This window comes from Floricoccus tropicus, assembly GCF_001832905.1.
In the GTDB taxonomy this organism is placed as follows: domain Bacteria; phylum Bacillota; class Bacilli; order Lactobacillales; family Streptococcaceae; genus Floricoccus; species Floricoccus tropicus.
This window is the reverse complement of sequence record NZ_MKIR01000004.1, coordinates 1-18875: the sequence shown is the minus strand read 5'-3', so window position 1 is coordinate 18875 and position 18875 is coordinate 1. Positions and strand designations below refer to the sequence as shown.

At 33.5% G+C, this 18875-nt stretch carries 20 protein-coding genes, 1 pseudogene and 1 riboswitch; of the genes and pseudogenes, 20 read left to right on the top strand and 1 reads right to left on the bottom strand.

Annotated features, from left to right (window positions below):
* The first annotated feature begins 12 nt into the window (after nt 1-12).
* The 14 genes from eutH to BG261_RS02285 all read left to right on the top strand — a co-directional run bounded on the left by eutH (nt 13) and on the right by BG261_RS02285 (nt 12354).
* On the top strand, nt 13-1110 hold the full coding sequence (gene eutH / locus BG261_RS02350) for an ethanolamine utilization protein EutH (RefSeq protein WP_070791570.1): 1098 nt from the start codon (nt 13-15) through the stop codon (nt 1108-1110).
* A 27-nt stretch (nt 1111-1137) separates the two neighbouring features.
* Nucleotides 1138-1572, top strand: coding sequence for a EutQ-related cupin domain-containing protein (locus BG261_RS02345; protein ID WP_070791569.1), 435 nt, complete (start codon nt 1138-1140; stop codon nt 1570-1572).
* Nucleotides 1573-1733: 161 nt separating this feature from the next.
* Nucleotides 1734-1895, top strand: a riboswitch (cobalamin riboswitch).
* 197 nt (nt 1896-2092) lie between these two features.
* Nucleotides 2093-2512 carry an ECF transporter S component gene (locus tag BG261_RS11100; protein WP_233278890.1) on the top strand — a complete coding sequence of 140 codons (420 nt, stop codon included), beginning with the start codon at nt 2093-2095 and terminating at the stop codon, nt 2510-2512.
* Nucleotides 2499-3233 (top strand): hypothetical protein, encoded by a 735-nt coding sequence (locus tag BG261_RS02335; RefSeq protein ID WP_070791567.1) that lies wholly within the window; start codon nt 2499-2501, stop codon nt 3231-3233. Before BG261_RS11100 ends, BG261_RS02335 begins: the two co-directional genes overlap by 14 nt.
* Nucleotide 3234: 1 nt before the next feature.
* On the top strand, nt 3235-3813 hold the full coding sequence (gene cobU, locus BG261_RS02330) for a bifunctional adenosylcobinamide kinase/adenosylcobinamide-phosphate guanylyltransferase (RefSeq protein WP_070791566.1): 579 nt from the start codon (nt 3235-3237) through the stop codon (nt 3811-3813).
* The gene (gene cobS / locus BG261_RS02325; RefSeq protein WP_083318253.1) at nt 3810-4553 is read left to right on the top strand and encodes an adenosylcobinamide-GDP ribazoletransferase; all 744 of its coding nucleotides are present in this window, start codon (nt 3810-3812) and stop codon (nt 4551-4553) included. The genes cobU and cobS overlap by 4 nt, the downstream gene beginning before the upstream one ends.
* A 16-nt stretch (nt 4554-4569) precedes the next feature.
* Nucleotides 4570-5091: a histidine phosphatase family protein gene (locus tag BG261_RS02320; protein ID WP_070791565.1), complete on the top strand. Its 522-nt coding sequence runs from the start codon at nt 4570-4572 to the stop codon at nt 5089-5091.
* Between the two features lie 13 nt (nt 5092-5104).
* Entirely contained in the window at nt 5105-6070 is a 966-nt protein-coding gene (locus BG261_RS02315; protein ID WP_070791564.1) for a heme/hemin ABC transporter substrate-binding protein, read from the top strand.
* The gene (locus BG261_RS02310; RefSeq protein WP_070791563.1) at nt 6063-7076 is read left to right on the top strand and encodes a FecCD family ABC transporter permease; all 1014 of its coding nucleotides are present in this window, start codon (nt 6063-6065) and stop codon (nt 7074-7076) included. Before BG261_RS02315 ends, BG261_RS02310 begins: the two co-directional genes overlap by 8 nt.
* Nucleotides 7073-7846, top strand: a complete 774-nt coding sequence (locus BG261_RS02305) for an ABC transporter ATP-binding protein (protein ID WP_070791562.1) — start codon at nt 7073-7075, stop codon at nt 7844-7846. The genes BG261_RS02310 and BG261_RS02305 overlap by 4 nt, the downstream gene beginning before the upstream one ends.
* A 333-nt stretch (nt 7847-8179) precedes the next feature.
* Nucleotides 8180-9130 (top strand): glycine--tRNA ligase subunit alpha, encoded by a 951-nt coding sequence (gene glyQ, locus BG261_RS02300; protein WP_070791561.1) that lies wholly within the window; start codon nt 8180-8182, stop codon nt 9128-9130.
* A complete protein-coding gene (gene glyS, locus BG261_RS02295; RefSeq protein WP_414653941.1) occupies nt 9127-11160 on the top strand; it encodes a glycine--tRNA ligase subunit beta in 2034 nt (677 codons plus the stop codon). Before glyQ ends, glyS begins: the two co-directional genes overlap by 4 nt.
* A gap of 70 nt (nt 11161-11230) precedes the next feature.
* Entirely contained in the window at nt 11231-11494 is a 264-nt protein-coding gene (locus BG261_RS02290) for a DUF896 family protein (RefSeq protein WP_070791559.1), read from the top strand.
* Nucleotides 11495-11571: 77 nt separating this feature from the next.
* A complete protein-coding gene (locus BG261_RS02285) occupies nt 11572-12354 on the top strand; it encodes a DUF4931 domain-containing protein (RefSeq protein WP_070791558.1) in 783 nt (260 codons plus the stop codon).
* Between the two features lie 31 nt (nt 12355-12385).
* On the opposite strand, the gene BG261_RS02280 is transcribed toward BG261_RS02285, so the two are convergent.
* Nucleotides 12386-12802, bottom strand: a complete 417-nt coding sequence (locus tag BG261_RS02280) for an OsmC family protein (RefSeq protein ID WP_070791557.1) — start codon at nt 12800-12802, stop codon at nt 12386-12388.
* A gap of 188 nt (nt 12803-12990) precedes the next feature.
* Here BG261_RS02280 and BG261_RS02275 point away from each other — a divergent pair, with 188 nt between their 5' ends.
* From BG261_RS02275 to tkt, 6 genes and pseudogenes are all read left to right on the top strand, one after another.
* A complete protein-coding gene (locus BG261_RS02275; RefSeq protein ID WP_070791556.1) occupies nt 12991-14232 on the top strand; it encodes an SPFH domain-containing protein in 1242 nt (413 codons plus the stop codon).
* A 48-nt stretch (nt 14233-14280) separates the two neighbouring features.
* Nucleotides 14281-15465, top strand: coding sequence for an ATP-binding protein (locus tag BG261_RS02270; protein ID WP_070791555.1), 1185 nt, complete (start codon nt 14281-14283; stop codon nt 15463-15465).
* Nucleotides 15465-16298, top strand: coding sequence for a TPM domain-containing protein (locus BG261_RS02265; protein ID WP_083318248.1), 834 nt, complete (start codon nt 15465-15467; stop codon nt 16296-16298). Before BG261_RS02270 ends, BG261_RS02265 begins: the two co-directional genes overlap by 1 nt.
* Nucleotides 16299-16443: 145 nt before the next feature.
* Entirely contained in the window at nt 16444-16599 is a 156-nt protein-coding gene (locus BG261_RS11415; protein WP_158007169.1) for a hypothetical protein, read from the top strand.
* A gap of 58 nt (nt 16600-16657) precedes the next feature.
* Nucleotides 16658-16738: pseudogene (gene araD / locus BG261_RS11555) on the top strand (L-ribulose-5-phosphate 4-epimerase); the annotation flags it as partial.
* Between the two features lie 76 nt (nt 16739-16814).
* Complete coding sequence (gene tkt / locus BG261_RS02260; RefSeq protein WP_070791553.1) at nt 16815-18803, top strand: transketolase; 1989 nt, start codon at nt 16815-16817, stop codon at nt 18801-18803.
* Nucleotides 18804-18875: the final 72 nt, after the last annotated feature.

The following is an 18875-nucleotide window of genomic DNA, read 5'->3' as shown; positions in this document are numbered from 1 at the left end:
TGGAGATACTAAATGAGTATTAACGAAATTATAATGTACATCATTGCTTTCTTCTTGGTTCTAGGTGCAGTTGATAAATGTATAGGAAATAAGCTTGGACTTGGGCAACAATTTGAAGAAGGAATAATGTCAATGGGTTCATTGGCTTTGTCAATGGTCGGAATTATTACCCTAGCTCCTGTATTATCAAATATTTTGAAACCAGTAGTTGTACCATTATATACAGCATTAGGAGCAGATCCCGCCATGTTTGCTACTACACTTCTTGCAAATGACATGGGGGGATTTCAGTTAGCAAAAGAACTTGCTCAAACTCCAGATGCAGGTTTGTTTGCAGGTACTATTCTAGGAGCAATGTTAGGACCAACAATTGTATTTACAATTCCAGTAGCATTAGGAATTATTGAAAAAGAAGATCGTAAATATCTAGCAACTGGGGTTCTTTCTGGGATAATTACTATACCGATAGGGTGTCTTGTTGGAGGATTAGTAGCAGGTTTTGATTTAACAATGATAATCAAAAATCTTATTCCAATAGTTCTAGTTGCGGTATTAATTGCTCTGGGATTAAAATTCTTCCCAGATGGTATGATTAAAGGATTTAGTGTTTTTGGACAAGGTGTTGTAATTGTTGCAACAATCGGTTTAGTTTTAGGGGCATTGGAGTTCTTAGTTGGAGTGAAGGTAATTGACGGATTAGCACCAATCCAAGAAGGTATTGAAGTTGTTGGTGGAATTGCATTAACATTAGCAGGCGCATTTGGTCTAGTATTTGCAGTTACAAAAATATTTAATAAACCATTGATGAAAATGGGTAAACTTCTTGGAATGAATGAAGTTGCTGCTGCTGGAATGGTTGCTACACTTGCAAATAATATCCCAATGTTACAAATGCTTAAAGATATGGACCCAAGAGGGAAAATTATCAACATTGCATTCGCTGTATCAGCATCATTTGTCTTAGGAGATCATTTAGGATTTACTGCTGGTGTTGCTAAAGATATGATTTTTCCAATGATAGTAGGTAAGCTAGTAGGTGGAGTTACTGCCATCTTTGTAGCTATGTTTGTAGCAAATAAATTTATAAAAAATGATGATAAAAAAGCTTAATAATATAATAAGCTAGGAGAAAAAATTATGGATCGTTCAGTGATTGAAAAAATAGTTAGAGAAGTTCTCATGGAACAAATGTCATCTTCAACTAAACATGTTGATCCAAGTGGAGTACTTTCAATTGCCTTACCAAAATTGAACGTGTCAGAAGATGATCGTTTAGATACAGGGAATCCATTAGATAGGGTTTATTGCAAGGATCTTGTAACACTTGAGGAAAGTCCAAGATTAGGTTGTGGCTTAATGGTAATGAAAGATACAACTTTTGATTGGAGACTTGAATATGATGAGGTTGATTATATTATTGAAGGAACACTATCAGTGATTGTTGATGGTAGAAAAACAACAGCGGGTCCAGGGGAAATAATATTGATTCCTAAAGGTAATTCAATACAATTTTCTGTAGAAGGTGACGCAAGATTTATCTATGTTACATATCCAGCTGATTGGAATAGTTAGTTTATGAGCAAATAATCAAGCAAAATTAATATTAAGTATTATATATGTAATTAACTTATTAATTTTAAGTTTATGACATATTGACTTATAGGTGTGATTAACTATAATAGAATTATATTAAACAACGGAGTTTAATAGCATTAATTAGTGGTCAACGAAGACACAAAAATAACTTATTAAATGTCAGGGAATGAGGTTTAAATCCTCAACAGGCCTACCTACTGTAAATTTGATGAAACTAGAATACCACAAGAAAAATTCTTGGAAGGTCTAGGAGTAAAGTGATAATGAGTCAGGATACCGGTTTAGTAAGTGAATATTTCTTTTGTAGGAGAAAGATGTTCGACTTCGCTAGACTTATTAATGTTATTATTAAAGCGTTGTTGAAAACCATCTTCTATAAAAATAGAAGATGGTTTTTTTGATAAATAATGAATAAGGAGGATAAGGTATTAAGGACACCAGTACAAAAAAGTTAACACTAACTGCTTTATTACTAGCAGTTAGTGTCATAGGTTCAATGATAAAAATCTTTGGATCTATAGCTTTAGATTCATGTGCAGCGTTCGTGGGTTCAGTTATACTAAATCCACAGACAGGTTTTGTTTTAGGTTTTATTGGACATCTAATTTCAGCATTTTTAGCAGGTTTTCCTTTGACATTACCGGTACATATAGTTGTAGGGTTGTGTATGGGAATTTGTTCATTTGTGTTTGGACTGGTGAGAGGGAGAAGTGATTCAATTTTTAATTTCTTATTTGCAAGTTTGTTAGCATATATTATTAACGTTCCTTTTTCTTTACTAATTATTACAATGTTCCTTGGGTGGTCAGTGTGGGCTTTCTTTGTCCCTCTATCAATCGCTACATTGGTTAATTTATTAATTGCAGAAATTGTCATTAGATTTTTCAATAAGGGAGCCAATAATGGAAAAGTATAGGGATCTAGTTATTGACCATATAAATGACGATTTATCTATTGTGTATGCTTGTGATAGTAGTGCAGGAATTGGCTTAAAAGAAAATGATTACATAAAAGTTGATCCTGGTCTTACTAATGCATTATGTCTTAGGGTAGCACTAATGGAAATCTTATCATTCAATGCACAACCCAAGCTTGTAATAAATACGCTTTCTGTTGAAAGAGAGCCTACAGGTATGAAAATGATGGAAGCAATGAAATCTGAACTTGATATTGCTGGATATTCTGATATTACTATAATGGGTAGTACAGAGGATAATATTCCAACAACTACAACGTCCACTTCTGTTACAGTAGTTGCACATAAGAAGCCAGAGTCTAAAAACAATGACATTGAAGAAATTATGCTTTATCAGTTAGGAAATTCATTTGTTGGTGAAGAAGTTATTGAAAATATAACAAATATTCCAAACTATAATTTGATAAAAAAAATTAAAGCTGATAAAAAAATTATTGAAGTAATACCGGCTGGTTCAGGAGGAATTTATAGTGAACTTGAACAAGTGAAAAAAATTTACAAGGAGTATGAATTTAAACTTTGGAAAGACCTAGAGACCCTTAGTAAGTCAGCAGGTCCAGCTACAAGCTTTCTTTTATTAACAAGCTATTGTATCAATGAAAATACTATTGATAATATAGCTATTGAAAAAATTGGATGCATGATAAGAAAGGGTGAATAATATGACAATTTCACTTGTCACAGGGGGAGCCAAAAGCGGAAAGTCTTCATTTGCTGAATCACAATTAAATGAAAGAGAAAACGTTGCTTACATTGCAACAGGCGTACAGGAAACAATTGACTTAGAGATGGAAGAGAGAATTAGAAGACATCAAGAGTCAAGAAATAAAAAATGGCATACTGAAGAAAGATATTTGAATATAGCTGAATTTATTGAAAAAAATTCAAGAAAATATCCAAATATGATTTTAGATTGTGTAACAGTCATGACGACTAATTTATTTTTCCATTATTTAAAAGAAGAGCAACTTTTAAGTTTGGACTTTGAATTATTAAACAATAAGCAACTATCTGACATGGAAGAAAAAATCTTTCTCGAATGGAGCAAAATTTTAAAAGAAATTAAACGAACAGACATTGATTTTTGGATTGTGACTAATGAAGTAGGCTCAGGAGTAGTGCCTATATCTAAGATGGGCAGATGGTTCCAAGATTTATTAGGGAAAATTAATCAAAAAATCGGAAAGGAAGCCGAGAATGTTTATTTCGTTGTTTGTGGAATCTCGCAAAAAATAAAATGATAAAAGATTATTTATCGGCGCTTCAATTCTTCACTAGACTTCCAATTCTTATAGAGATACCGGATTTTGCAGTTCATCTTAGGAAAAGTGTAGGACTTTTTCCACTGGTTGGGGCTCTACTAGGAGTTATTGAAGTCATTGTTTTTTTGATCGGCACAATGCTTTTTCCAAAATCAATGTCCTTTATAATCGTTCTTATAACTGATGCTTTTTTGACTGGAGCATTTCATCAAGATGCATTAGCAGATACAGCAGATGGTCTATTTTCAGCAAGAAGTTCAGATAGAATGCTCGAAATAATGAAGGATAGTAGAGTTGGTAGTAATGGTGTAATTGCATTAATTTTCTATTATTTACTCCTTATCACTCCCTTTTTTTCCATTAATTTTAGTCAATCATTAATTATAAAAATAGTTTTCATTTTACCATTGATTGGTAAGTGGGGAATCAGCAATCTATTCTATAAAATGGACTATGCCGGAAGTGAAAATGGATTAGGGACTATATTTTTAAATGTATCTAATTCATCAATTCTTATAAGTAATTTTATATGTTTAATTTTTATATATTTATTATTTGGTCTAAAAGGTATAATTTGCTACTTTGTTATACTAGTAGTTACCTTTTTGTATAAAAAGTATGTCTATAGTAAGGTTAAAGGCATGAATGGGGATACTTTAGGTGCATTTAATTGCATAGCTCAGATTGTATTTCTGTGGACTTTGATTGGAGCATATTAAAGTGGAAATTTACCTCATGAGACATTGCCAAACATCATTAAATAAAAAACATTGTTTTTATGGAAACATTGATGTTGATTTAAATGAAGAAGGGAGAAAAGAAGCAAGAGAAATGCACGAACAATATGTAAATCTTACTTTTGATCACCTTTTTGTTAGTCAAAAAACTAGAACAATAAATACAGCACAGATAATTTTTCCACAAGCAAACCCAATCATTATTCCCAATTTAAACGAATTTGATTTTGGAGCGTGGGAAGGATTGACTGCTGATGAGATTCAAAGTAGCTATCCATATTCGTGGGACCGCTGGATGAAAGATTGGCAGGATCTTAGTCCCGAACAAGGGGAAAACTACCATTCTTTTCAAAAAAGAATTTTAAAAGAATGGAAGATATTGCAACAAAAATATTGCAATAAAACAATAGTAATAGTTGGTCATTTAGGTGTTTTAAGAACCATTGCTCAGGATATAAGAAAAAATAACTATTGGGATAATCAATTTCCACAAGGGAAATTGGTAAAAATAAAAATTTGAAAGAGGATTAAAAATGAAAAAATGGATGAAATCACTTGCTCTAGTAATGGGACTAAGCTCAGTTCTTGTATTAGGAGGTTGTTCAACTAGTAAGGACGCGAAGAAATCAGATGATAAGGCTAAGCAAGAGTTTGTTTTGCCAACAAAAGACCGTGCAGGAGATGACATTAAAATTCCTGAAAAAGCTTCAAAAATCGTTTCATTAGTTCCTTCAGTTACTCAAGTTATTGATGAATTAGGTGATAAGGACTTGCTAATTGGAGTTGATAATCAAAGCATGAATTCAACTGAAGGAGTTGATAAACTACCTCAATTTGACATGATGTCTGTTGATGCAGAAAAACTTATTGCTCTAAAACCTGAAATGGTTTATATAAGTGATCTTAACAAACAATCTGCTGAGAGTGTATGGAAACAAGTTAAAGATGCTGGAATTACTGTAATTGATATTCCAACAAGTACAAGTATTGATGCAATTGAAAAAGATGTTCAGTTTATTGCTGATACACTTTCTAAGCCTGAAGAAGGTAAAAAATTAGTTGATACTATGGAAAGTGAAATTGAAGAAGTAAAAACTATCGGAAGCAAGATTGATAAAAAGAAAAAAGTACTATTTGAAATCGCCGCAGCTCCAGATATCTATAGTTTTGGTAGTGGAGTATTCTTAAATGAAATGATTGAAACTATTGGTGCTGAAAATGTTTTAGCTGATCAAAAAGGATGGGTACCAGTTACTCAAGAAGCAGCGATTGCAAGTAAACCAGATGTTATTTTGACAAGTGTTAACTATACAAAAGATCCTGTTGGGGATATTCTTAATGCCAAAGGTTGGGAACAAGTACCAGCTGTTAAAAACAAAGCTGTTTATCAAATTGATACAAATTCAAGTACTTTACCAAATAATCACATTACAAAAGCATTAAAACAAATGGCTAAATCAGTATATCCTGATGAATATAAGGACTTAAAGAATGACTAAAAAAACCCGATTGATATTTGCAATTCTTTTGACTCTAGTGATAGTTTTTCTGGGGATTAGAGTAGGTAGTGTTCAAGTATCTTTGGGTGACATTTATCAAGTAATATTTGGGACAAATATACAAAGTGAACAAGATCCAATAATTAGAAGTATATTGGTAAATGTGAGGTTTCCAAGAGTTGCTCTATCCTTTCTTGTTGGAGCATCTCTAGCAGTCAGTGGTGCAGTAATGCAATCACTTTTAAGTAATCCATTGGCATCAGCTTATACCTTAGGGGTATCATCAGGTGCTTCCTTGGGCGCTGCATTGATTATTATAAGTGGGATTTCAATTCCAATAATTTCAATTTATTTGCTACCAACCACTGGATTTATATTTGGATTACTTACAGTTTTAATTGTTCTATCAATTAGTAAGCAACTAGATAATAGTTTGAGCAATCAGACGGTAATTTTAGTCGGAATGGTTATAACGTTATTTGTAGGAGCGATAATAACTATGATAACTGCCTTTGCACAATCACATCTTCAACAGCTAGTTTTTTGGCAGATGGGAAGTTTTTCTGGAAGCTCATGGGAAAAAGTTGGTGTACTTCTTCCTATAACTGTATTAGGAATTACCATTTTATGGGGAACATCGAATGAATTAGATATATTATCCTTTGGAGAGGAACAGGCGAAAATAGCAGGTTTAGAAGTTAATAAAGTGAAGTTTAAAGTAATGATAATTGCTTCTTTGTTAACAGGTGCTTCTGTCTCTTTTGTTGGTGTTATAGGATTTATTGACCTTATAGCACCACATATTGTGAGAAAAATATTTGGTGCTACACATAAATGGCTGATACCAATGTGTGCTCTTCTCGGTGGTGGAATGATGGTACTTGCTGATGTGATTTCTAGAAGCCTATTATCTCCAAGAGAAATACCAGTTGGTGCCGTAACTGCATTAATTGGAGCTCCGTTTTTCATGTATGTATTTTTTGGAAAAAGGAGAAATTCATTATGATTAAGATAGAGAATTTATCTGTAAGAGTTCAAGATAAACAAATATTAAAAAATATAAACCTAACAATTGCAGACGGAGAAAATATCTGTATCCTTGGACAAAACGGCTGTGGCAAAACTACTCTTCTTAAAGCAATTGCTGGATTAATAACGTATGAGGGAAAAATTTCAATAGATAATGTTGATATTCAAACTTTGAAGAGAAAAGATTTAGCAAAGAAATTAAGTATGATGAGTCAATTTACAAATGTTGCTTTTGATTATTCAGTCTATGAGACTGTAATGATGGGACGTTATAGTCAGTTAAAAAGCAAAAGCCTGTTTCCTACTGTAAATTCTGAAGATCGAAAAATTGTTGAGGATGCCCTTAAACTTAGTGATCTATATGAACTATCAAATAGGTCGATAAATTCTTTATCAGGCGGGCAACAGCAAAGAGTTTTTCTAGCTAAAAACCTTGCTCAAAATCCTGATATACTACTTTTAGATGAACCGAATAATCATTTAGATTTAAAGAATCAAATAGAATTAATTAACTATTTGAGGGAATGGTCAAAGAGTAAGAATAAAAATGTAATAGGGGTATTTCATGATTTACCTCTTGCTCTTTCGCTAACAGATCAAGTTATCTTTATGAAAGAAGGCCAAATAGTCAAACAAGGATTATTTACTGATATTGCTACTAAATCGTTACTTGAGGAGGTATTTGAAGTCCAATTACTCGATTTTTATCAGAAACAATCTGACTATTTCAAACATATTAGAGATTAAAATTATTATTTCGTTTTCCTAAAAATAGTAAATAATTTGACAAAATATCTATTTTTGTTAAACTATCTATATCATTATGAATAAGTAAATCAGATTTAGCGAGCATGAATAGTGAAAGCATGCATGGATTTATGAGGCGCATAATATTAGAAAAAAATTAAATCACGAATGAAGGCAAAATCTATTTATGATTTTGTAAATCAGGGTGGAACCGCGATATAGTCGTCCCTGTGCTTATATGTTTATTATGAGCACAGTGGGCGATTTTTAATTTGAATAAATCATCCACTGTTCTCAAAACTTGTTGAAATCATTCTTATAAAAGGAGAAAACATGTCTAAAAAACTTTCTTTCCAAGAAATCATCTTAACACTTCAAGAATTTTGGAGTGCACAAGGTGCTAACCTAATGCAGGCTTACGACAATGAAGTCGGAGCTGGAACAATGAGTCCTTATACTTTCTTAAGAGCAAATGGACCAGAACCATGGAATGCTGCGTACGTACAACCAAGCCGTCGTCCAGCAGACGGTCGTTACGGTGAAAATCCAAACCGCTTATTTCAACATCACCAGTTCCAAGTTGTAATGAAACCAAGTCCAAAAAATATTCAAGAATTGTATCTACAATCGCTTGAAGCTCTTGGAATTAACCTACTTGAACATGATATTCGTTTCGTTGAAGATAACTGGGAAAACCCATCAATGGGTTGTGCTGGTATCGGATGGGAAGTATGGCTTGATGGTATGGAAGTTACTCAGTTTACTTACTTCCAACAGGTTGGTGGTATCGAAGTTGATTCAGTAACTTCTGAAATCACATATGGTCTTGAACGTCTTGCAAGCTACATTCAAGAAGTTGATAGCGTTTATGACCTTGAATGGGGGAACGGAGTTCTTTATGGAGATATCTTTAAAGAGCCAGAATATGAACACTCAAAATTCGCCTTCGAAGACAGTGATCAAGAAATGCTTTTGACACTATTTGATACATATGAGGCAGAAGCTACTAAATTGCTTGACCTTGGTCTAGTTCACCCAGCATATGACTACATACTCAAATCGTCACATACCTTCAATTTATTAGATGCGGCAGGAGCAGTATCAGTTACAGAACGTGCTGGTTACTTGCACCGTGTACGCGCTATGGCTAGAAAAGTAGCTAGAACATTTATTGATGAGCGTGCTAAACTTGGTTTCCCTCTTCTTAAAGATGAAGATTTACGAGAAAAATATCTTGGAGAAAATGGAAAATATAGCAAAAAAACAGGTGAAGGAGAAGAATAATGGCAGAATATTTATTAGAAATTGGTCTTGAGGAAATGCCTGCACACTTGGTTACTCCTTCAATTAACCAGTTGGCAGAACGTATGGAAAAATTCCTTGCAGAAAACCGTGTGGACTTTGAATCAATCACTAAATTCTCTACACCGCGTCGTTTGGCTGTCTTGGTGAATGGACTTGCGGAAGAATCTGAAGATATTACTGAAAAAGTAAAAGGTCCATCAATGAAGATTGCTAAAGATGATCAAGGAAATTGGTCTAAGGCAGTGCTTGGTTTCTCACGTGGTCAAGGTGTAAATCCTGATGACTTGGTAGAAGAAAATGGCTACCTATATGCTGATAAGCATACACCAGGTGTTGTGACAAGTGAAATTCTAGAAAAAGTTGGTTCTGATGTAATTGAAAAAATGAACTTTTCTACTTATATGAAATGGGGAAATAATACTTTATTATTTGTCCGTCCAATTCAATGGTTAGTATCACTTTATAATGATCAAGTTGTACCATTCAGCATCCTAGAAGATACTGCATCAAATGTTAGCCGTGGACATCGTTTCCTAGCTAACAATAATATTGTAATTAAAAATGCTTCTGATTACGAAAAAGATTTGGCTGATAACTTTGTTGTAGCTAACGCTGATGTTCGTAAAGAAGAAATCACAAATCAAATTGATGCTCTAGCTAAAGAAAATGACTGGCAAATGTATTTAGAACCAGGTCTTTTAGAAGAAGTTAATAATATTGTTGAATATCCAACAGCATTCATTGGAAGTTTTGATAAAAAATATCTTGATGTTCCAGATGAAGTTTTAGTAACAAGTATGCGTGAGCACCAACGTTATTTTGAAGTTCGTGATAACCAAGGTGACTTACTACCAAATTTTGTATCTGTAAGAAACGGTAATGCAGAACACATTGATAACGTAATTTCAGGAAATGAAAAAGTTCTTGTAGCTCGTCTTGAAGACGGTGAATTCTTCTGGCGTGAAGATCAAAAACTTAAAATTGAAGATCTAGTTGAAAAACTTAAAAAGGTTACCTTCCATGAAAAGATTGGTTCAATTTATGACCATATGGGACGTACTAAAGTTATTGCTGAAAAACTTGCAAGTCATTTAATGCTTAGTGAAGATAAAATTGAAAAGATTGATCGTGCTGCTGATATTTATAAGTTTGATTTACTTACAAATATGGTTGGTGAATTCCCTGAACTTCAAGGTGTTATGGGTGAAAAATATGCCCTTCTTGCTGGTGAAGATGAGGAAGTTGCAGCAGCTATTAGAGAACAATACATGCCTTTATCAGCTGATGGAGAACTTCCAGAAAGTGAAATTGGAGCAATTTTATCAGTTGCTGATAAGTTAGATACATTATTAAGCTTCATCACAGTTGATTTAATTCCGAGTGGTTCTAATGATCCTTATGCTCTCCGTCGTGCAACACAAGGTATCGTAAGAATTATTGAAGATAAGAACTGGGATATTGAACTTGATAAAATTATTGATGAACTTTACCCGCTTCGTATCAATGGATTCAAGTACAGAAATCGTAAAGCAGTAATGGAATTCATTCGTGCCCGTGTTGCTAAAATTCTTGAAGGTCGTGCTCGTCGTGATATCATTGACGCAGTTATTGCTACTGGAAGCCTAGATATTGCAAGCCTTACTGAGAATGCACAGATTCTTACAGCTAAGTCTGAAAAAGACGGCTTTAAAGAGTCAGTTGAAGCACTTGCTCGTGTAGCTAATATGGCAGGGAAACTTGAAGGTACTCCAGTTATTGAAGAATCACTATTTGAAAATGACAGCGAAAAAGCTCTATTCAAAGCAATCCAAGCAGTTAATATTGGTGAAAATGCAGAAGAAAATATTGATAATCTATTTGATCTTGCAAAACCAATTTCAGATTTCTTCGAAAATACAATGGTTATGACTGAAGATAAAAAACTTAAGAATAATCGTCTTAGCCTACTTTCAGACCTTAATAATAAGGCACAAAAGGTTGCTGATTTTTCAAAAATCAATACAAAATAACTTAAATTTTTGCAAGTTGAAAGTCAATTAACTATAATCATATTATAGAATAAGTAAATGAGGTGCTATTATGGCAATTACTGATGAACATATCAATCGTATTAACGAGCTAGCTCGTAAGAAAAAAGCTGAAGGATTGACTCCTGAAGAATTAGAAGAACAAGCTAAACTTCGCAAAGCCTATATTGAAGGTGTAAAAGGAAGCTTACGTTCTCAAATTGAAGGCGTAAAAGTTGTTGACGAAGAAGGAAACGATGTTACTCCTGACAAATTAAAGAAAGTTCAAGCTGAAAAAGGAATTCATGGAAGAACTTTAGAAGATTTGAATGACTAATTAAAAAGAATCCACTTAATCGCCAAGTCTAAACCGATTAGGTGGATTTTTGCTATATGATTTAGAAAGAAATTCTTATGAAAAACAAACCTCTAGTATTCAATCCAAAAGTTGCCAAGGAAAAACCTAATAATAATAGTGTTTGTCCCTTCTGTAATACAGATACATTAACAAATATCTTGGCAACAGATGGTGACATTATCTGGTTAGATAACAAATATCCAACGATTGAAGATACTTATCAAACAGTAATTATCGAATCAAGTAATCATGAGGGTGACATTTCTAGTTACACCTATGAACACAATCGCAAGTTGTTTAAGTTTTCAATTTCTCACTGGTTGGAGACGATTGCTTCTGAAAAATTTGAGACAGTTATACTTTTTAAGAACTTTGGTCCTTTATCTGGTGGCAGTCTTCGTCATCCACATATGCAGATTGTCGGTCTTAATCATACTGATGCCTATCAAAATGTCATACAGGAAAATTTTCTTGGTCTAAAAATCTTAGATGAAACTTTTGAAAATGCTGAAATTAATATATCTCTTGATCCGATAATGGGATATTCTGAGTTTAATATCATTATTTCAGATAGTTCACAAATTGATTTTTTGGCTGATGGTGTAAAAGAGGTTACAAACTATTTATTGGGTAGATACTTTGATGGAAGGTGCATATCCTATAATTTATTCTTTTATTTAATTAGTGGAAAATATATATGTAAAGTGGTTCCTAGATTTATCACATCACCGTTTTTTATCGGTTATAAGCTTTCACAGATCAGTAATGATGAGCGTCTTGAAACTGTGAAAGAAGAATTCTTGGAAAATAGAAGTAATATGAGAAAATCAGAATTTTAAAATCCTTCTCTAATTGAAAAGGATTTTTTGTTTATGAAATAATATTAATTTCTAAATTAATGTCATTATTTTGACTGAGAATACTTGATATCTTACAATGACGATGAATAAACTTTTGAGCTTCATTTATCTGTTCAGAATTAAGTTGAGCATTTGTAGTAATAATCACTGTGGCATCTAAAAACCATGCTTCACTTTTATATGAAAACTCGCCATCTATATGAGCTTTCAATATTGAATAAGGAACTTTTTTGAGATTGAAGAAGGAAACAAGGGTCATTAGGTGGCAAGATGCTAAAGATACTAAAAGCATATCAGTTGGTGTTGCTCCCTGACTGACGACGGTAGGATCTTTTTCAATATAGTCTAAATCGTAAGTAAATCCTTTTGTTTCAGCTTGCACAAAATAATTATTAATGATTTCAGCGTCTGTAGTTTGTTTTGACATAATTCTCCTTTTTGATATATGATTTGATAACTAATATTATCATTATAAGAATTATCTATAAAGAAATAAGACTTTGACTAAAATTAACTATGTTATATTATAAAATTTTCATACTTAAGTCTTAAAAAGGCTTACATTAATATGATATAATGTAGTTATTAAAAAATTAACAATTGAGGAGAAGAAACATGGGATTAATTAAGGCAGCAGTAGATACTGTAAGTGGTGGTTTAGGGGATCAATGGCTAGAAGTCATCGAACCAGAAAATATGGGTGATACAACTGTTATGACCAAAGGTGTAGCAGTTCGTAAGGACTCTCGTCGTGGCTCAAACACACATGGAACTGAAGATGTTATCTCAGATGGTTCAGTCATTCACGTTTATCCAAATATGATGATGCTATTAGTTGATGGCGGAAAAATAATTGATTATACTGCAGAGCCAGGCTATTATACTGTTAAAAATGCAGCAGCACCTTCACTTTTTAATGGATCATTAAAAGATGCAATTAAAGAAACATTCTCACGTTTCAAATTTGGTGGTGTAACTCCCCAAAAGCAACAAGTTTTTTATATCAATTTACAAGAAATTAAAGGAATTAAATTTGGGACACCAGCTCCTTTAAATTATTTCGATAATTTTTATAATGCAGAATTATTCTTACGTGCACATGGTGTTTATTCAATTAAAATTACTGATCCAATATTATTCTATGTGAATGCAATTCCTAAAAATCAAACTCAAGTTGATATTAATGATATCAATGAACAATATCTATCTGAGTTCTTAACAGCACTTCAATCAACTGTTAATCAAATGTCAGCTGATGGTATCAGAATTTCATATGTTCCTTCTAAGAGCATGGAATTAAGCAAATATATGGCAGATGTCTTGGATGATGAATGGCGTGAAAACCGTGGTATGGAAATAGTATCAGTTGCAGTAGCAAGCATTTCTTATACTGATGATTCAACTGAATTAATAAATATGCGTAATAAAGGTGCAATGCTTGGTGACCCTAGTATTCGAGAAGGATATGTTCAAGGGTCAGTTGCGCGTGGTATCGAAGAAGCAGGTAAGAATCCAAATGGAGCAGGTGGAGCATTTGTCGGCGTTGGTATGGGAATGAATGCTGGTGGAAGTATTATCGGACAAGCTAGCCAAAGTAATCAAGCGCAGATGGATAGACAGGCTGAAGAAGCAGCAAAAGTAGCTCAAAATGATGCAGATACATGGACATGTCCAGAATGTGATACAAAAAATATTGGAAAATTCTGTTCAAACTGTGGACAAGCAAAACCAGTACCAGCAGGTGCTGCAAAAATTGAAATGAAGTGTAGTGAATGTGGAGAAATTGTTGATTTATCAGCAGGTGTTCCTAAGTTCTGTCCACATTGTGGTAAACCATTCCAAGGTCTTCCAGTCTAAGGACGACAAGGAAGTGATTGGTAAAACCATTAGAGAGGAAAAATAAAAATGGATTCAACATTCACTTATAAATGTCCTAGTTGTGACGGCCCCTTAAAATTTAATCCAAAAGATCAACTCTTTCACTGCGAATATTGTTTAAATACATACACAGAAGAAGAACTTGATAAGTACGATAAGGCACGCAAGATAAATGAAGCCACAAAATCTAGTAATGAAGAGGTAAATAATTCATCTAATAATGAACCAGGTAATGAAGCACATGATAATACTGAAGAAGATGTAATTGAAAATACTCAAGTTGATGATAAAAAAATTGATTTAGATAATGGAAAGACAGTTGAAGAAGAGCAAGTTATGGAAGTCTTCAATTGTTCAAATTGCGGCGCTCAGATTGTCACTGACTCTACAACAGCTGCAACCTATTGTTACTATTGCCATAACCCTGTAGTACTCACTGGGAGGGTATCAGGTAAATACATGCCTGATAAAATACTACCTTTTAAAATTGAAAAAGATGAAGCGATTGAAACATTTTTATCTTTAACTACAAAGAAAAGATTCATTCCAAAGAATTTCTTTAACAAGAAACAGATTTCGTTAATGACAGGCGTTTATTTTCCATATTGGGTTATCAAAGCTCAAATTGAAGGACAAGTTGAAACTATAGGTTATCAATATAGAATATGGACTGTAGGAGATATTGAGTATACTGAAACTAAAGAGTTCATGGCTGAGAGACAAGGTTCTATTGTTTTCCGAGATATGGTGAAAAATGCCTTGGAAAAAAATACAAAACAAGGTTTTGTAGAAGCTGTACAACCATATGAGTTAGGCGAATCTATTCCATTCAAGAGTCAATATTTAGCTGGCTTTCAAGCTGAAAAGCGAGATATTGAGTATGGTCAAATGAATGATAAGGTAAAGGATGAGCTTGGAAAATATTCGGGAACAATAATGCGTGAAACAGTTGCTGACTATGATTCATTGAAGAGATATCAAGCTGATATGGAATTATCTGCAATTAGGACAGAATACACATTATTACCAGTTTGGCTTTTAACATATCAAAGTAATGATAAATCAAAAAATGTTTACTATTATGCAATGAATGGACAAACAGGAAAAGTTAGTGGTGAGTTTCCAATTGACTATAAAAAGTTTATTTATATTGCATTAGCAGTATTTGCTCTTGCAACATTAGTAGGTCTATATTTAGGAGGTAACATTTGATGAAAAAAATAATTCTGACTTTCCTTCTATTTGTTGGAGCGCTATTTATATTTGCTAATCCAGTATTTGCTTATGAAACTTTTTCTACAAGAGTAGACGACAAAGCAAATCTTTTTACACCTGAGCAAAAAACTCAACTTGAAGAAAAAATAAAAGAGGTTGAAGAAACTAGTAAATCAGCTATAGCCATTGTAACAATTACAGAAAATGATCGTGGTAGTAGTAGAACGTACGCTGATTATTATATTCTTGATAACCTGGGGAAAGATAAAAATGCTGCAATTTTTCTGATTGATATGGAGAGACGGAATCTTTGGATTTCAACTTCAGGAATAATGATTGATTTTTTATCTGATAAAAGAATTGATAATATTATAAACCAAGCATACCCATTAGCGACTGATCAGAACTACTATTCAGGTGCTCAAATATTTCTAAATGATACTGAGCAGTATGTAAAAGATGGCATAGAAAAAGGTCATTTTAGAATTGATGAAGAAACAGGGGAAGTTACTAGAACTAAAGTTAAAACACCGGTTTCTACAACAATTTTTGGATCAATAGTTGCAAGTCTTGCAGCAACATTTGGAGTAATTTTTACAACACGTTCTAGATACAAGGTGAAGAAAGTTCCCTATAAATATGATTGGCAAAATAATTATAAATTAAAATTAAATACCTCAAATGATTCTCTTATTAATACGTTTGTAACTACAAGGAGAATTCATCGAGATAATTCAAATAATTTCACGGGAGGTGGATCATCAGGAGGTGGATCAACTACACATACTACCGGTGGTGGAACATTTGGTGGTGGAGGACACAGCTTTTAGAAATTAAAAGACTTAGAACTAAGAAATCTAAGTCTTTTTAATGTTTTTTTTAATTACTATTTACCAGTACAAATGAAGTATGTTAAAATATGGTTAAAGAAGGATGTAATTTATTCACAAGCAAAGTAAAAAGGAGAGTTATTTTATGAAATTATTTAAACCAAGAAAAGTTACTGGTTCTCCAGATCAAATTAATGAACTTCGACAAGCTCATAAGAAACAAGAAGGAAAGAAAAAAAGTCCTGCACCTCAAAAAGAAAATATTCCATTAAAAATGAATAGTATTTTTAAGGATAAGTAATACCCGTTTATATACGGGATTTTTTTATAGAATATCAATAACCGAATTCTTAAATCTTAATAAAGATGAGATTCCTCAATATTTATTAGATAAGCACTATTTTAGAAAACATGGAGCTAACGCTTACTACGGTCAGTAAATAAATATGTTATAATAATAAAGAATATAACCAGTCATAAGATTGGTTATTTTGATAAAAATATGGAGAGTAAAAGATGAAATTTGATAATGTCGATCAACTTGCAGTAAATACTTTAAGAACACTGTCTATTGATGCAATCCAAAAAGCGAATTCTGGTCACCCAGGACTACCTATGGGTGCAGCACCTATGGCTTATGTTCTATGGAATAAATTTTTAAACGTAAATCCAGCAACAGGTAGAGAATGGTCAAACCGTGATCGTTTCGTCCTTTCAGCAGGACATGGTTCAGCTTTACTTTATAGTTTATTACATACAGCAGGATATAATCTATCAATTGATGATTTAAAAAATTTCCGTCAATGGAGATCTAAAACTCCTGGTCATCCAGAAGTTGATTGGACAGATGGTGTCGAAGCAACAACTGGTCCTCTAGGACAAGGGATTGCAAATGCAGTTGGTATGGCAATGGCAGAAGCACACCTAGCAGCAACATATAATAAACCAGGTTTTGATATCGTTGATCATTATACATATGCTATAAACGGTGATGGTGATTTAATGGAAGGTGTTTCTCAAGAAGCAGCAAGTCTTGCAGGACAATTAAAACTTGGTAAACTGGTGCTTTTATATGATTCAAATGATATTTCATTAGATGGACCACTTGACAAATCATTCTCTGATAATGTTCAACTTCGTTTTGAATCTTATGGTTGGCAACATATTCTTGTAAAAGATGGCAATGATTTAGAAGAAATTGCCTCAGCAATCGAAGCAGCTAAGGCTGAAAAAAATAAACCAACAATCATTGAAGTTAAAACAATTATTGGATTTGGTGCTGAAAAACAAGGTACTTCAAGTGTGCATGGTGCTCCTTTAGGTGCAGAAGGAATTGCTTACGCTAAAAAGACTTACGGATGGGATTATCCTGAATTTACGGTTCCAGAAGAGGTTGAAGCAAGATTTAATGAAGGTGTTAAGGACCGTGGAGCTAAATTAGAAGCGAACTGGCAAGAACTTTTTGATAAATATGCATTGGAGTATCCAGAACTTGCTGAGCAGTATGCTAAAGCATTTGAAAATAAAACTCCAGAACTTGATATCACTAAGTATGAAGAGGGAACTTCATCAGCTAGCCGTGTAACAAGCCAAGAAGTAATTCAACAATTAGCTGATCAGATGCCTAACCTTTGGGGTGGATCTGCCGATTTATCAGCATCAAATAACACAATGATGAAATCAGAAGATGACTTTACAGCAGAAAACTATGCTGGTAGAAATATTTGGTTTGGAGTTCGTGAATTTGCTATGACTGCTGCAATGAATGGTATTGCTCTACATGGTGGAACTCGTGTATACGGTGGAACATTCTTCGTATTTTCAAATTATATGTTACCAGCAATTCGAATGGCAGCGTTACAAGAATTACCAGTTACATATGTATTAACTCATGATTCTATTGCTGTTGGAGAAGATGGTCCAACACATGAACCTATTGAGCAACTTGCAAGCCTTCGTTCAATGCCAAATATCGATGTAATTCGTCCAGCAGATGGTAATGAAGTAATTGCTGCATGGAGACGTTCAGTTAATAGCATGACAAAACCGACTGCCTTAGTGTTGACTCGACAAAATTTACCTGTAATTCCTAATACTGCAGAACTAGCAGAAGAAGGTGTAAACCATGGAGCTTACATCGTAAGTAAAGAAAATGGTAGTGAAATCGATGGAATTATTATTGCAACTGGTAGCGAAGTATTACTTGCAGTTGAAGCTCAAAAAGAGCTTGAAAAACAAGGGAAATCTGTTCGCGTTATTTCTATGCCAAGTCAAAATATTTTTGATGAACAATCTTCTGAGTACAAAGAAGAAATTTTACCATCATCTGTACGTAAACGTTTAGCAATTGAAGCAGGTTCAAGTTTTGGTTGGGCAAAATATGTTGGTCTTGATGGAGATACATTGACAATCGACCGTTGGGGAGCAAGTGCACCTGGAACTAAAGTATTCGAAGAATATGGTTTCACCGTGGGTAATGTTGTTTATAAATTTAATAACTTGTAGAAACTGTTTAAAAAATGACCATCCGGGTTGGATTGGTCATTTTTTGGCTCTATAATTTCTAGTGTGGGTGGT

Coding starts and splice junctions, on each gene's coding strand:
- BG261_RS02310 (WP_070791563.1), top strand. CDS start 6,063: ATGACTAAAAAAACCCGATTGATATTTGCAATTCTTTTGACTCTAGTG.
- BG261_RS02280 (WP_070791557.1), bottom strand. CDS start 12,802: ATGTCAAAACAAACTACAGACGCTGAAATCATTAATAATTATTTTGTG.
- BG261_RS02305 (WP_070791562.1), top strand. CDS start 7,073: ATGATTAAGATAGAGAATTTATCTGTAAGAGTTCAAGATAAACAAATA.
- BG261_RS11100 (WP_233278890.1), top strand. CDS start 2,093: ATGATAAAAATCTTTGGATCTATAGCTTTAGATTCATGTGCAGCGTTC.
- BG261_RS02290 (WP_070791559.1), top strand. CDS start 11,231: ATGGCAATTACTGATGAACATATCAATCGTATTAACGAGCTAGCTCGT.
- cobS (WP_083318253.1), top strand. CDS start 3,810: ATGATAAAAGATTATTTATCGGCGCTTCAATTCTTCACTAGACTTCCA.
- BG261_RS02285 (WP_070791558.1), top strand. CDS start 11,572: ATGAAAAACAAACCTCTAGTATTCAATCCAAAAGTTGCCAAGGAAAAA.
- glyQ (WP_070791561.1), top strand. CDS start 8,180: ATGTCTAAAAAACTTTCTTTCCAAGAAATCATCTTAACACTTCAAGAA.
- BG261_RS02320 (WP_070791565.1), top strand. CDS start 4,570: ATGAGACATTGCCAAACATCATTAAATAAAAAACATTGTTTTTATGGA.
- cobU (WP_070791566.1), top strand. CDS start 3,235: ATGACAATTTCACTTGTCACAGGGGGAGCCAAAAGCGGAAAGTCTTCA.
- BG261_RS02345 (WP_070791569.1), top strand. CDS start 1,138: ATGGATCGTTCAGTGATTGAAAAAATAGTTAGAGAAGTTCTCATGGAA.
- BG261_RS02265 (WP_083318248.1), top strand. CDS start 15,465: ATGAAAAAAATAATTCTGACTTTCCTTCTATTTGTTGGAGCGCTATTT.
- BG261_RS11415 (WP_158007169.1), top strand. CDS start 16,444: ATGAAATTATTTAAACCAAGAAAAGTTACTGGTTCTCCAGATCAAATT.
- tkt (WP_070791553.1), top strand. CDS start 16,815: ATGAAATTTGATAATGTCGATCAACTTGCAGTAAATACTTTAAGAACA.
- eutH (WP_070791570.1), top strand. CDS start 13: ATGAGTATTAACGAAATTATAATGTACATCATTGCTTTCTTCTTGGTT.
- BG261_RS02270 (WP_070791555.1), top strand. CDS start 14,281: ATGGATTCAACATTCACTTATAAATGTCCTAGTTGTGACGGCCCCTTA.
- BG261_RS02315 (WP_070791564.1), top strand. CDS start 5,105: ATGAAAAAATGGATGAAATCACTTGCTCTAGTAATGGGACTAAGCTCA.
- BG261_RS02275 (WP_070791556.1), top strand. CDS start 12,991: ATGGGATTAATTAAGGCAGCAGTAGATACTGTAAGTGGTGGTTTAGGG.
- BG261_RS02335 (WP_070791567.1), top strand. CDS start 2,499: ATGGAAAAGTATAGGGATCTAGTTATTGACCATATAAATGACGATTTA.